The 12,661-nt window shown below is 64.8% G+C and carries 11 protein-coding genes and 1 tRNA gene; 5 read left to right on the forward strand and 7 right to left on the reverse strand.

All coding sequences use genetic code 11. The features are described from left to right. Window positions 1-131: 131 nt before the first annotated feature. Entirely contained in the window at window positions 132-1,343 is a 1,212-nt protein-coding gene (locus BB934_RS18910) for a CAP domain-containing protein (RefSeq protein WP_099511016.1), read from the reverse strand. A 270-nt stretch (window positions 1,344-1,613) separates the two neighbouring features. Between BB934_RS18910 and BB934_RS18915 the strand changes: the two genes are divergently transcribed. Continuing rightward, the gene (locus BB934_RS18915; protein ID WP_099511017.1) at window positions 1,614-2,834 is read left to right on the forward strand and encodes an MFS transporter; all 1,221 of its coding nucleotides are present in this window, start codon (window positions 1,614-1,616) and stop codon (window positions 2,832-2,834) included. Window positions 2,835-2,852: 18 nt separating this feature from the next. Here BB934_RS18915 and BB934_RS18920 read toward each other — a convergent pair whose 3' ends face one another. From BB934_RS18920 to BB934_RS18935, 4 genes are read right to left on the reverse strand one after another with little or no spacing between them, the layout of a single operon-like run. Further along, a complete protein-coding gene (locus BB934_RS18920) occupies window positions 2,853-3,617 on the reverse strand; it encodes an isocitrate lyase/PEP mutase family protein (RefSeq protein ID WP_099511018.1) in 765 nt (254 codons plus the stop codon). A gap of 7 nt (window positions 3,618-3,624) precedes the next feature. Then, window positions 3,625-4,686 (reverse strand): bifunctional transcriptional activator/DNA repair enzyme AdaA, encoded by a 1,062-nt coding sequence (locus BB934_RS18925; protein ID WP_099511019.1) that lies wholly within the window; start codon window positions 4,684-4,686, stop codon window positions 3,625-3,627. Window positions 4,687-4,736: 50 nt separating this feature from the next. Then, entirely contained in the window at window positions 4,737-6,092 is a 1,356-nt protein-coding gene (locus BB934_RS18930; protein WP_099511020.1) for a cytochrome c peroxidase, read from the reverse strand. A gap of 5 nt (window positions 6,093-6,097) precedes the next feature. Further along, the gene (locus BB934_RS18935) at window positions 6,098-6,955 is read right to left on the reverse strand and encodes a hypothetical protein (protein WP_099511021.1); all 858 of its coding nucleotides are present in this window, start codon (window positions 6,953-6,955) and stop codon (window positions 6,098-6,100) included. A gap of 122 nt (window positions 6,956-7,077) precedes the next feature. Here BB934_RS18935 and BB934_RS18940 point away from each other — a divergent pair, with 122 nt between their 5' ends. After that, complete coding sequence (locus BB934_RS18940) at window positions 7,078-7,737, forward strand: Fe2+-dependent dioxygenase (protein ID WP_099511022.1); 660 nt, start codon at window positions 7,078-7,080, stop codon at window positions 7,735-7,737. A 181-nt stretch (window positions 7,738-7,918) separates the two neighbouring features. On the opposite strand, the gene BB934_RS18945 is transcribed toward BB934_RS18940, so the two are convergent. Continuing rightward, window positions 7,919-8,539, reverse strand: a complete 621-nt coding sequence (locus BB934_RS18945; protein WP_099511023.1) for a TIGR02466 family protein — start codon at window positions 8,537-8,539, stop codon at window positions 7,919-7,921. 176 nt (window positions 8,540-8,715) lie between these two features. On the opposite strand from BB934_RS18945, the gene BB934_RS18950 reads away from it, so the two are divergent. Further along, window positions 8,716-9,891: an adenylate/guanylate cyclase domain-containing protein gene (locus tag BB934_RS18950; protein ID WP_237050014.1), complete on the forward strand. Its 1,176-nt coding sequence runs from the start codon at window positions 8,716-8,718 to the stop codon at window positions 9,889-9,891. Window positions 9,892-9,947: 56 nt separating this feature from the next. On the opposite strand, the gene BB934_RS18955 is transcribed toward BB934_RS18950, so the two are convergent. Beyond that, window positions 9,948-10,023: transfer RNA gene (locus tag BB934_RS18955), tRNA-Ile, on the reverse strand. 216 nt (window positions 10,024-10,239) lie between these two features. Between BB934_RS18955 and BB934_RS18960 the strand changes: the two genes are divergently transcribed. Further along, entirely contained in the window at window positions 10,240-11,307 is a 1,068-nt protein-coding gene (locus tag BB934_RS18960) for a patatin-like phospholipase family protein (RefSeq protein WP_099511024.1), read from the forward strand. A gap of 180 nt (window positions 11,308-11,487) precedes the next feature. Beyond that, window positions 11,488-12,642: an efflux RND transporter periplasmic adaptor subunit gene (locus BB934_RS18965; RefSeq protein ID WP_099511025.1), complete on the forward strand. Its 1,155-nt coding sequence runs from the start codon at window positions 11,488-11,490 to the stop codon at window positions 12,640-12,642. The last annotated feature ends 19 nt before the right edge of the window (window positions 12,643-12,661 follow it).

Raw genomic sequence — 12,661 nt, forward strand, 5'->3', positions numbered from 1 at the left:
CTCACAGCCCTCATCCTGAGGAGCAGCGAAGCTGCGTCTCGAAGGAGGATCCAGTGCTCTCTGAAATCTCCTTCGAGACGGTCACTGCGTGACCTCCTCAGGATGAGGTCGGAGATTGATGAGCCAGCCTTTTAGAACAAAAAATCCGAGGCGCCGATCAGCGCGAGCTTCACGTTGAGCAGCGTGATCGACTGGCTGCCGGCCTTGATCAGCACGTCGTCCGCCTTGCCGTCGCTGTCCGCGTTGTACGCGCCGATGCTCAGCTTGTCGAAGCTCAGACCATTGCCGCGCAGATCGATGTGGTCGCTGGCATTCTTGAAGTCGACGATCTTGTCCTTCCCCCACTTGCCCGAGAAGCGGAACGTATCTGCGTTCGTGCCGCCGGTGAGGATGTCGTTGCCGCTGCCGCCGTTGAGAATGTCCTTGCCTGAATCCCCATAGAGCCGGTCATTGCCGGCATCGCCGTAGAGCTTGTCGTTGCCCGTTCCGCCATGGAGACGGTCGCTTCCGGCCTTGCCGTAGATCCTGTCGTTGCCGGCGAGGCCGTTGATCGTGTTCGCGCCGCCCGTGCCGTTGAGGGTTTCGCCGGCGGCGGTGCCGTCGATCGGCGGCGTCGGAGTGGCCACGGGTGCTCCGGCGGGATCGACGAGATCGAGCTTCACGTTCTTGGAGCCGACGGCCACCGTCTTGGTCACGGAGGAATAGCCGCCGCCCGAGAAGGTGACCGTATAGGTGCCGGGATCCAGCGCGAGGCTGTAGCCGCCGGCGCTCTGGGAGGCGGTACTGGTGCTCGCGCCCGTTGTGCTGACGGCGGTGATCGTGAGGCCGCCCAATCCTTCTCCGACATCGTAGAAATGATCGCCGTCCTTGTCGTCCATGGTCACGCCGGTGAGGAAAACCTTTGTGCCGGACAGGGCGAAATTCTGGGTGACGAAGGCGCCGTCCCAAGTCTGGTAGGCGCCGGTCTGGAAGCCGATGCCGATCTCGCGATAAGTGCCGTTGAGGATATTGGCCTTGTGGCCGGGGCTGTTCATCAGGTTCGTGTGCAGCAGCTGCACCTCGTCCTGATAGCCCGCCGGGTCGCGTGTGCTCGCCCAGGCGATGTTCTCGGCCGAGGCCCAGGTTCCGGAGAAGGCATAGCCGGCATTCCTCATCCGGTCGGTCGGCGACGAGCCACTCAGCCCGATGTGGGAGAAGGTATCGGTTCCGATCATCCAGCTGCTGTGCGCATCCGCAGAATCGTTGAGGTTGCCGTTGAAGACGAGCGGCTGGGCGCCCGTCATGGCACGCTCGCGGTTCACCAATTCGAGCATGAACTGCTCGTAGGCCGTCGCTTGCGACATGAAATACCCCTTAGTCTTATGTTTTTGCCCTGTTGCGGGCCAATTGGCGATACCTTCGGCGGGTAAAGGCAAAATAGGGTAAAGGTGTGGCCAAAGCGTTTTAGTGTTTCATTGTCGCATGGGCTGAAACGAGGGCGGGCCCTACCTGGGCCGTAACCCAGCCCTGCAGGAGCGGGTGGAGGTCGATCCTCCATTCTGGTCTATAGGAAGATCTGGAAACGCCTCAGGCCCGGCTCGAACGCAAGCTTGGCTGCATCAAGAAGACTGTCGATGACCACCGAATCCTCCGCCATCTCCGTCGCGCCTGCCCGCCCATCAGCAGAGCGCGTCGCGGTTCCGATCCTGGCGGCCATCAGCGTCTCCCACCTGCTGAACGACCTGATGCAGTCTCTGCTGCCGGCGATCTACCCGATCCTCAAGAGCAGCTTCCATCTGGATTTCGGCCAGATCGGGCTTCTGACGCTGACCTTCCAGTGCACCGCCTCGCTGCTCCAGCCCCTGGTCGGGACCTTCACCGATCGCCGGCCGCAGCCGTTCTCGCTGGTCGTCGGCATGGGATTCACCCTCGTCGGCCTGCTGACGCTGTCGCGGGCAGGGTCCTATCCGATGCTGCTGCTCGCCGCGGCCCTGATCGGCATGGGTTCCTCGGTCTTCCACCCGGAATCCTCCCGCGTCGCACGCCTCGCCTCAGGCGGGCGCCTTGGCCTGGCGCAATCGGTGTTCCAGGTCGGCGGCAATATGGGAAGCGCGCTCGGGCCGCTGCTCGCGGCCTTCATCGTCGTCCCGTTCGGGCAGCCGAGCATCGCCTGGTTCTCAGCCGTGGCCCTGCTCGCGATGGTGATCCTCTCCGCCGTTGGCCGATGGTATCGGGCGAAGCTCGCCGATCTGCGCGCGAGGCCGCGCGGCGCGGAGAAGGGATCCTCCGTTCCAAGGAAGCGCGTCGTGGTTTCGATCGCGATCCTGATGCTCCTGATCTTCTCGAAGGATTTCTACGTCGCGAGCTTCACCAACTATTTCACCTTCTACATGATCTCGAAGTTCCAGGTGTCGGTGCAGGACGCGCAGATCTATCTCTTCGTCTTCCTCGGCGCTCTCGCGGTCGGTACCGTTCTCGGTGGGCCCGTGGGCGACAGGATCGGGCGCCGCTACGTGATCTGGATCTCGATCCTCGGCGTCCTGCCCTTTACCCTTGCGCTGCCGTTCGCAAACCTGTTCTGGACCTTGGTGCTGAGCGTGATCATCGGCGTCGTCATCGCGTCGGCGTTCTCCGCGATCCTCGTCTATGCGACGGAGCTCGTTCCCGGCCGCGTCGGCATGATTGCAGGATTATTCTTCGGCCTGTCCTTCGGCATGGCCGGCCTCGGCGCAGCGGCGCTCGGTCAGCTCGCCGACATGACGAGCATCGCGACCGTGTACAAGGTCTGCTCGTTCCTGCCGGCCATCGGGCTACTCGCCTACTTCCTGCCCAAGATCGAGCAGAAGCATTTCTGAGAAGGCGACGGCGCCCCGCTAGAGCAGCGCCGCCCTCGCAGCGTCCTCGAGCGCCTTCATCATCGTCCGGTAAGGCCCCGGTCCGTGGCTGATGCGCGCGACGCCGAGGTCCGCAAGCCGCCTGGCCGGGGGCGCTGACGGGGTCATCATGATGTTCACCGGCAGAGGCGATTGCTCGACGACGCGGGCGATCAGCGTCTCGTTCACTAAGCCCGGCACGAAGAACCCGTCCGCTCCGGCATCGGCATAAGCGCGGCCGCGCGCGAGAGCCTGCGCGACGAGGCCTTCATGCTCGGCTGCCGGTGCGATCAGAAAGACGTCGGTGCGCGCATTCAGGAAGGCGGGAATCCCCAGCCGTTCGGCTGCGTTGCGCGCACCCTTGAGTCGCGCCACCTGGTCCGCCACATCGCGCAGCGGGCCGGCCTCGCGGGAACCGTCCTCAAGGTTGCAGCCGATGGCGCCGGCCTCCACCGCGCCGGCGACGGTCGCGCCGACATCGTCCGGCGTCGCGCCGTAGCCGCTTTCGAGATCGATCGTCACCGGAAGATCGGTGGCGGCGACGATGCGTTCGAGATTGGCGAGGGCGAGATCGAACGGCATGTATTCGCCGTCCGCGAAACCGTGCGCCGCCGCGACGGACCAGCTGCCGGTCGCGAGCGCCTTGGCGCCGCTCGCCGCAACGGCTTTGGCCGTGCCGGCATCCCATGCATTGAAGAGAATGAGCGGGTTTCCGGAAACGTGGAGCGCCTTGAACGCGCGGGCCTTGGCTGCTTGATCGGACATGGTGACCTCAGAGCTGAGAATGATCGGTTGCGATGCGCCGCTCGTGTTCCAGCAGCCATTGCTTGCGCCAGATCTTGCCGCCGTATCCGGTCAGCGATCCGTCGGCGCCGATGACGCGATGGCAGGGAACGATGATGGCGACCTGGTTGGCGCCGTTGGCCCGTGCCGCCGCGCGCGCCGCATCGGGGCGGCCGATATGGCGCGCGATCTCGCCGTAGCTGCGCGTCTGCCCTGCCGGGATCTGCCGTAGCGCGTCCCACACAATCGCTTCGAAGGGCGTGCCTTTCTGAGCGATGGGAATATCGAAAGCGGCAGCGTGGCCGGCAAAATAGTCATCCACCTGGCGGGCAAGCACGTCGAGCATCGGGTGCTGGCCGAAGCAGATCGGTCCGACGCGCTTGCGCAGGCGCTCGATCTCCGTCGGCAGCGCCTTGCGCTCGGCGAATTCGAGCAGATGCACACCCGCATCGTCCGCCACCGCGAGCATCGCGCCGATGGGCGTATCGAGCCATTGCGCCGTCAGGATCTGATGCGCCGTGGTGCGGATCGGCGCATCGCCGATGAGCCTGCTGACGGCATCGCGAAAGCCGCTGCCGGATTCGTAGCCCGCATCGAGTTGCGCATCCATCACGGAGCCTCCCTGCTGCAATCGGTTGACGGCCAGTCCCAGCCGCTGGGAGCGCGCATATTGCGCGAAGGTGACGCCGTATTCGCGCTGGAAGGCGCGGCGCACGGTGGAAGGATCGTACCCTAACGCCCTTACGTCGCCGGCGCTCCAGCGCCGGTCGGGCTCGGCCCTGATCCTGTCCCTGAGCGTCTCGAGGGCGCCGCTCGTCGGCCGCTTGAGATCGAGAGGCTTGCAGCGCAGGCAGGCGCGAAAGCCGGCATCCTGTGCCGCATCCCGGCAGGAGAAGAACACGACATTCGTGCGCTTCGGCTTCCGGGCCGGGCAGGTGAGGCGGCAGAAGATGCCGGTCGTCGTCACGCCCACATAGGCGAAGCCCTCGTAGGAAGGATCGCGGGCGATCAGGGCGGCAAAGAGAGTGTCGTCGTCGCGGGGAAGTTCCATGGCTCAAATCTAGACCAACGGCGGGGATCCTGTCGCCGGAAACGAGGCGTCTATTTTTTGTTTTGCGCAGGCTCTGTTGTCGAGGGGGCCAGCACGGTCACGCTCAGGCGCATCTCCGGATGGATGCCGCAGATCACGTCGTACCGGCCGGCCCGATCGAAGCCGATGGTGACGGTGTCGCCGGGATTCTGGGCATCGGAGTTGAAGCTTTTGTCAGGTCCATCGAGGCGCACGTTGTGGACGCGGATGTCGTCGTTGAGGATGCGCAGGGCCTCGCCCACCTTCAGCAGCACGGAGGTGGGCGTGAAGCGCCGGTCCTTCTGGCTGACGGTGGAGGTCGCGACCGCCTCCGCGTCCGTGCCGAAGGCCATTACCTTCGGCGGCAGGCCGGCGGGGCGCGGCGGATCGTTGCTGGACAAGGTGTTCAGGAACGCAACGAGCTGCGTGCGCTCGGTGGGGCTGAGATCGAGGCGCTGTGGCAGGTCGGCCGAGAGGGTGGGGCGCCTGATGACGCGGTCGGCATAATGGTCGACCACATCCTCGAAACCGGCGAGCGAGCCGTCATGCATGTAGGGCGCGGACCAGACCCGCTCGCGCAGGCTCGGCGTCTTGAAGGCATGATCGGCCGCTGCGATGCCGAGGATCGGACCGCGGCCCCTGTCCTCCCCCGGCAGGCCGATGTCGTGGAAGGCGTCGTCGGTGAAGCGCCAGCCCTTGTGGCAGGCGACGCAAGCTGCCTTGCCGACGAAGAGCGAAAGTCCCGCAAGCTCGTCCGGCTCCAGCGCCGCATCCTCGCCCTTCACCCATCGGTCGAACCGGGTCTCGGGCGAGACGAGGGTGCGCTGGAACGCGGCGAGCGCCTTCGCCATGTTGGCGCGGGTGACGGCGGGATTCTCCGGAAAAGCGGAGGCGAAGGCCTTGCGCATCTGCGGGTCGGCGGAGAGCGCCTGCAGCGAGAGGTCGAGATCGCCCGCCATCTCGCGGGTGTTCTCGATCGGCACGATAGCCTGGGTCTCGAGGCTGTCGGCCCGTCCGTCCCAGAACAGGGACAGGGCCCAGGCGAGGTTCCAGAGCGGCGGGGTGCGGCGGTCGAGGGGCTGACCGTCGAGGCCTGGATGCCGGTCGATCCCGTCGGAGAACGACAGATCCGCTTGATGGCACGTCGAGCAGGCCACGTCGCCGGAGCCGGACAGGCGGGGGTCTTCGAAGAGCTTCGCCCCGAGCGACACTTTTTCCTGCGTCGCCGGATTGTCCGGCGGCACCGGCGTGTGGTCGGGACGCGTGAAGGCCTTGCGCCAATGCCCGGCATCGAGCGGAGCGGGCCTGTCGGCCGCCCCGCCGAGGATGGCCGCGAGCGCGAGGACCGCGAGCACCCGGCTGGTACCGGCAAGGCCGCAACGCCCCATGTCGATCAGCGCAGGTTGCCGAGTTGCAGCTCGATCTTCGAGACGTCGCTCAGGAACGGGCCGATATCCTTGACGGGCTGCTTGGGCGGCATCACGGATGGGAAGATCGACTTCAGGTCATTGAGGCTCGCCTGCACGGCCTTGGCCGCGTCGGCGTTCTTGGCGGAGATCGCCGGCATGGCGGTCGAGAGGAGGCGGTCGACCTCCAGCACGAAGCCGCGGGCATCCTGGTATTCGACCACGTTGACGATGCGGCCCTTGTCGATCGCTTCCTCGTATTCGTCGGCTGCCTGCTGCAGCACTTCGAGCGCGGTTTCGAACACGAAATAGGTGCCGTTCTCCTCCTTGGCCTTCACGGCCGTCTCGGCGGCGGCGAGGCGCTCGTCGAGGGCCGCGCGGGCGCGGGTGTAGGCGTCCTTGTTCTTGGCCTTCACCGTCTGCGAGAGAGCCTTCAGCGCCACCTGGAAGGGGGCGACGTTGTAGGTCTTGAGCTGGTCGCGAATGCTCGCATAGATCTCCTCTTCCGGGTGCAGGAAGTGGGGCATGGCATCCGCCCAACGGCCGGCCTCGATCAGCTCGGCGCCGACGAGGAGATGGCCGCGGATCATCTCGATGCCGCGATAGAGATGCAGCGACGGCTGCAGCTGCGCGGTGCCGCCTTCACCTTCGCCCTCTCCCTCGCCGCCGGCCGTGGCCGCAGGGGTCGCATGGCCCTGGTGCTGCGCGAGATGGAGCAGGCTTTGATCGGCCTTGGCTTCGATTCCGGGTTGGGCCTGGGCCGGCAGTGGGGCGCCCTGAGAAGCCACGGGCGCTGCGACCAGCACGGCGGTGCTCAAGCCCGCCCAAATCTTACGTTTCTTCATGGTATCTCCCTAGGCCGGGCAGGACTGCCGCAGGCAGTTTAGAATGGCTAAAAACTGCCTTTCTTTACAATGATTTAGCTACATCCTATGGGATCTCCTGACAAGCCTGAGGGTGTCTTTCGATGCTGATCACGATTGCCGATGTCCTGTCGCAAGCCGACCTCGAGGAGGTCCGCGCCATGCTGGGCTCCATGCGATTCGAGGATGGTCGCGCAACGGCAGGATGGAGCGCCAGGCTCGTCAAGGACAACGAGCAGGCGCGCGAGGGCGCGGCGCTGACCCTGTTGCGGGATAAGGTGTCGGGCGCCATCCTCGGCAACGAGGTCTTCGGCCTCGCCGCTCGCCCGAAGGCGCTCACACCCCTGACCTTCGCCCGCTACGGTGCCGGCAAGGCCTACGGCTCCCACGTGGACAACCCGCTGATGCACGGGCTGCGGACGGACGTCTCCTTCACGCTGTTCCTGGCCGATCCGGAGACCTATGACGGCGGCGAACTCGTGATCGAATCGGTGTCCGGAGAAGATGAGATCAAGCTGCCTGCGGGCCATCTCGTCGCCTACGATTCGACGAGCCTGCACCGAGTCGCGCCGGTCACGCGCGGAGAGCGCATGGTGGCGGTGGGCTGGGCGCAGAGCCATGTGCGCGACAGCGCCAAGCGCGAGCTTCTCTTCGATCTGGAAACGGCCAAGCGCAGCCTGTTCGCCCAATCCGGCAAGACGCCGGAATTCGACCTGCTGGCGAAGACCAGCGCCAATCTCTTCAGGATGTGGGCAGAGGTGTAGGCGTTCGATTTTTTGCAATGTTGCCAACACTCTGCCCTCATCCTGAGGAGGTCGCGCAGCGACCGTCTCGAGGGAGATTCCAGCGCGCACTGAATCCTCCTTCGAGACGCAGCCTCACGGCTGCTCCTCAGGATGAGGTCGAGGTTAGAATGAAGTCTGGTCTGCCTGGACCCACTGGGTCCTACTGCCAGGAATAGTTGAAGCTCACGCTGATGCGCTCGCTCTCGGCCTCGTTGAGGGGTACCTCGTGGCGCAGCCAGCTTTCCCACAAAAGCACGGTGCCGGGGGCTGGCTTCATATAGGCGAACTGCCGGTTTTCCTGCTTGGCCTTGGCCTTGCGCGGCGGCGCCGCCATCATGAAGCCGAGGCGCGGGTCCTCGAGCTTGAGCGCGCTCGCGCCTTCCGGGATCGTTACGTAATAGGTGCCGCTCACCACCGAATGCGGATGGATATGCGAGGTGTGGATGCCGCCGGGGGGAAGGATATTGATCCACAGGCTGTCGAGAACGAGCTTGCGGCCCTGGAGGTCGAATTCCAGCTCCTTGGCGAAGGCCGTCACATGCTTGTCGAGCTCCTTCAGGAGGTCGCCGAACACCGGCACCCGCCAGGGCAGGTCGTTGAGGGAGGCGTAGGAGGTGTAGCCCGGATAGCCATGCTTGGCGCACCAGCGCTGGCCCGCCTCGTCGTCCTCGGCGATGGACAGGCAGGCGGCTTCGAGCTCCGCATTGCGGCTCTCGGCCTTGGCGCCCGTCATCTCGGCGCGGTAGACTTTGGTGACGAAAAGCGTATCGATGCTGGCCATGGCTTGGCTCTATTCCGGCCGCCGGCTTCTGTCAAAGCCATTGCCCTTTCAGTCTGGGCATCCCAGCTTTCCTGGGGAACGACACCTCGCGGCTTGCAGGATCCGCGGGGGCAACACACCTTGGCCTTATGATGTCCTCCTCCCTCTCGCCTCTCGCGTCGGACGATCTCTTGACCATGGCTCGAAGCCTCGATGCCGAAAGCCTCGCGCGCGTCATTGGCCTGCGGGACTGGCTGATCACGGCCGCGGGCCAGATGGAGGATTCGAACGAGGTTCTCTCCGGTTTCCTCGAACGGCTGATCGAGCTTGGCCTTCCCGTCGACCGCGCCGTGTCCGCCATCGAGGCGCTGCATTCGGAATATGCCGGGATCGGCCGGTTCTGGACCCGGGAGGAGGGCACCGTCGTGCGCTACCTGCCCCACGGCGACCGCCGCGAGGCCATCTACCAGACGAGCCCCTTCGCTTATGTCAACCGCACCGGTGAGTGGCTGATTCTCGATCTCGCCGAGACCTCCGACGATCTCTTCCCGATCATTCCGGAGCTGAAGGAAGCAGGATACCGCTACTACGTCACGATTCCGATCCGCTTCACGAACGGGGCCGAGAACGCGATCTCTTTCGCGACCCGATCGCCGGAAGGGTTCGGCACGCGCGAGTTGACGATCCTGCGCATGGTCATCCCGTCCTTCGCCCTCGTGACCGAGCTGCGCGCCACGAGCAACCGGCTCGACGAGGTGCTGCGCATCTATGTGGGCGACGATCCGCACAAGGCCATTCTCTCGGGCGCGATCCAGCGCGGACAGGTGACGCGCATCCGCTCGGCCATCCTGTTCGCCGACATGCGCGACTACACGCACATTTCCTCGACCCTGAGCCCGGAAAGCGCGGTCGAACTGCTGAATAACTATTTCGATTGTCTCGTGCCGCCCATCGAGGACGAGGGCGGGGAGGTGCTGAAATATCTCGGCGACGGGCTGCTCGCCATCGTGCGCGACAAGGGTGACGACACGGGCGGCGCTGCGCAATCGGCGCTCACCGCAGCCACCAAGGCCTTGCGGCGCATCGAGACCGCCAACAACGAGGGCCGCTTTCCCGTGCCGATCAATGTCGGCTTTGCGCTGCATCACGGCGATGCCGCCTACGGTAATGTCGGCTCCGGCCAGCGCCTGGATTTCACGGTGATCGGGCGCGACGTGAATCTGGCGAGCCGCATCGCCGATCTGAACAAGAGCCTCGGCGAGCCGCTGCTGATGTCGAAGCCGTTCGTGGAGCACCTATGGGGCAATCCCCTGCCGCTCGGCGCGCACGCAGTCCAAGGTTTCGCAGAGGCGATCGAAGTCTACAAGCCGTAGATGCTCCGCGTCGAAGCCGCCGTCTCCGGCTGGTTGGGGCGGTGTTGCGGTGAAGGTGGTGGGCCCGGCAGGACTCGAACCTGCAACCAGACCGTTATGAGCGGCCGGCTCTAACCATTGAGCTACAGGCCCTTCCAGGGAGAGCAGGGGATTGTCTGGCCGAAGCGAGACCGTCCCCCTTGTCCGGAGAGGCGGTCGCCGAAGTGCCCGGCGACCTCCCTGTTCCTGTAATACATCTCCGAGGCCGTCAAGCGGGTTGTGATCGGGTTTGAGCCTGGACGAACGGCGAGGCTGTCCTAATCTGGACAGGGCCGGGCAACCGGAAGCCCGTCGACGAGGGGAGCCCGGATGACCGGTCGAGCGGAACGCCATCAGAAGACCGTGCGCGGCCTCACGGGTCCCCATGCGGAGAAGACCGTGTCGCTGGGGCTGCAGGGCGGCGGGGCGCATGGAGCCTTCACCTGGGGCGTTCTCGACTATCTCCTCGAGGACGGCCGGCTCGCCGTCGAGGCGATCACCGGGGCGAGCGCCGGGTCCATGAACGCGGTGGTGCTGATCGAAGGCTGGATCGAAGGCGGGCGGGAAGGCGCGCGCGAGCAGCTGCGCACGTTCTGGAAGCGGGTGAGCCTCGACGGCGTGCTCACGCCGCTCCAGCGCTCGCTGTTCGATCGCATGCTGAGCTATTGGAGCGTCAACGAGGTGCCGACCCGGCTCTGGTTCGATGCCTGGTCGCGGGTGGCGAGCCCGTACGATCTGAATCCCCTCGACATCAATCCTCTGCGCGATGCCCTCAACGACCTCATCGATTTCGACAAGGTGCGCGCCTGCACGGATGTGAAGCTGTTCATCACCGCGACCAATGTCTGGTCGGGCAAGATCAGGATCTTCAAGGGCTCCGAGATGACGGTCGACCATGTGCTCGCCTCGGCCTGCCTGCCGATGATCTTCAGGTCGGTCGAGATCGACGGAGAACCCTATTGGGACGGCGGCTATTCGGGCAATCCGGCCCTGTTCCCGCTGTACTACGAGGCGAAGTCCGACGACATCCTGCTCGTGCAGATCAACCCGATCGAACGCCGGACGACGCCGCGGACGCCGCAGGAGATCCAGAACCGGCTGACCGAGATCACCTTCAACGCCAATCTCCTGCAGCAGCTGAGATCGATCGAGTTCGTGACCCGGCTGATCGACGACGGCAAGCTCTCGACCAAGGAATACAAGCGCGTGCTCATGCACCGCATCCATGGCGGGCGGAAGCTCGACGAATTCACGGCGGCCTCCCGGCTCAGTGCGCAATGGGGCTTCTTCAAGGAGTTGAAGGATCTCGGCAGGGCATGCGCGAAACGATGGCTTGCGGAGAATTATCAGTTCATCGGGCAGAAGAGCACGCTCGACCTGCCCGAGGCCTATTCCTGATGCCGCGTCCGGCCAAGTTCGGCATGTAGCAGTGTTTCATGCCTTGCCAGACGGTCCACGCTGCGTAGTATTTCAGCACAAAGTGGGCAAAAGCTTCGCCACGGACCTCTTGCGTCTGGGCCCGCACACCAAAGATCTAAAGTTTAGTGCTGCGTCGATGATGCCGTCTGGAGGTTACGCATGCGCTCTCCCCGGTCCGTGTTCGCTCTCAGCGTTCTGTTGTCGTGGTTCGTGCTGGGCGAAGGCGCCCAGGCTCAAGGAGGCCCCGGCCAGGCGCCGCCGCCCGTCACCGTCGCGAAGCCCGTGGTGAAGGACATCATCGAGCGGACCGATTTCATCGGGCGCTTCGAGGCCATCGATCAGGTCGATATCCGCGCCCGGGTCACGGGCTATCTCGACAAGGTTCATTTCCAGGACGGGACCTTCGTCAAGGCGGGTGATCTCCTCTTCACCATCGATCCGCGACCCTACCGTAACATTCTCGAACAGGCGCAATCGGCCGTCACCTCCGCGCAGGTTCGGCTGGAATTCGCGCAGAGCGATCTCGACCGCGCCGAGCAGCTGCGCCGCACGGGCAACATCGCCGACCAGCTCTTCGACCAGCGCCGTCAGGCCTTCCTGACAGGCAAGGCCGAAATGGATCGTGCGCAGGCGGCGCTGAGGCAGGCGCAGCTCGACGTCGAGTTCACGGAGGTGAAATCGCCATTGTCGGGACGAATCTCGCGCAAGCTCGTGTCCGAGGGCAATCTTGTCATCGCGAACCAGACGATCCTGACGAACGTCCTCTCGCTTGATCCGATCCAGTTCTATTTCGATGTCGACGAGCGATCCTTTCTCGCATTCTCCCGTCAGACCCAGGGCGGAACCAGGACCTCGACCAACGGCGAGAAGAATGAAGTTACATTGACTCTGACGGATGAGCGTCTGGGAGAGCTCAAAGGCGAGGTCGACTTCGTCGACAACCGCCTCGATGCCGCGAGCGGCACAATCCGCCTTCGCGCGATCTTCGCGAACAAGGATCTCTTCCTCACGCCCGGATTGTTCGGCCGCGTCACGGTGGGAGCCTCCGATCCCTACAAGGGCATCCTCCTGCCGGACGAGGCGATCAGCAGCGATCAGGACCGGCGTGTGGTCTACATGGTCGACGAGAAGAACGTCGTCCATCTCAAGCCTGTGCGCATCGGACCGCGGATCGACGGCTATCGCGTCATCCGCGACGGGCTGACCGGCAACGAGACGGTGGTCGTGAACGGGCTCGTCCGCGTCCGGCCCGGAATGCCGATCACGCCGCAGATGACGACCCTTCCACCGACGCGCGAGCGCAGCGGCAGCTGATCCCACGCGAGGAGATCGC

The sequence above is a fragment of the Microvirga ossetica genome, from assembly GCF_002741015.1.
GTDB lineage: Bacteria > Pseudomonadota > Alphaproteobacteria > Rhizobiales > Beijerinckiaceae > Microvirga > Microvirga ossetica.

Bases quoted from the DNA above. Each gene is read 5' to 3' on its own strand.
- BB934_RS18910 (WP_099511016.1), bottom strand. From the start codon at position 1,343: ATGTCGCAAGCGACGGCCTACGAGCAGTTCATGCTCGAATTGGTGAAC.
- BB934_RS18915 (WP_099511017.1), top strand. From the start codon at position 1,614: ATGACCACCGAATCCTCCGCCATCTCCGTCGCGCCTGCCCGCCCATCA.
- BB934_RS18920 (WP_099511018.1), bottom strand. From the start codon at position 3,617: ATGTCCGATCAAGCAGCCAAGGCCCGCGCGTTCAAGGCGCTCCACGTT.
- BB934_RS18925 (WP_099511019.1), bottom strand. From the start codon at position 4,686: ATGGAACTTCCCCGCGACGACGACACTCTCTTTGCCGCCCTGATCGCC.
- BB934_RS18930 (WP_099511020.1), bottom strand. From the start codon at position 6,092: ATGGGGCGTTGCGGCCTTGCCGGTACCAGCCGGGTGCTCGCGGTCCTC.
- BB934_RS18935 (WP_099511021.1), bottom strand. From the start codon at position 6,955: ATGAAGAAACGTAAGATTTGGGCGGGCTTGAGCACCGCCGTGCTGGTC.
- BB934_RS18940 (WP_099511022.1), top strand. From the start codon at position 7,078: ATGCTGATCACGATTGCCGATGTCCTGTCGCAAGCCGACCTCGAGGAG.
- BB934_RS18945 (WP_099511023.1), bottom strand. From the start codon at position 8,539: ATGGCCAGCATCGATACGCTTTTCGTCACCAAAGTCTACCGCGCCGAG.
- BB934_RS18950 (WP_237050014.1), top strand. From the start codon at position 8,716: ATGGCTCGAAGCCTCGATGCCGAAAGCCTCGCGCGCGTCATTGGCCTG.
- BB934_RS18960 (WP_099511024.1), top strand. From the start codon at position 10,240: ATGACCGGTCGAGCGGAACGCCATCAGAAGACCGTGCGCGGCCTCACG.
- BB934_RS18965 (WP_099511025.1), top strand. From the start codon at position 11,488: ATGCGCTCTCCCCGGTCCGTGTTCGCTCTCAGCGTTCTGTTGTCGTGG.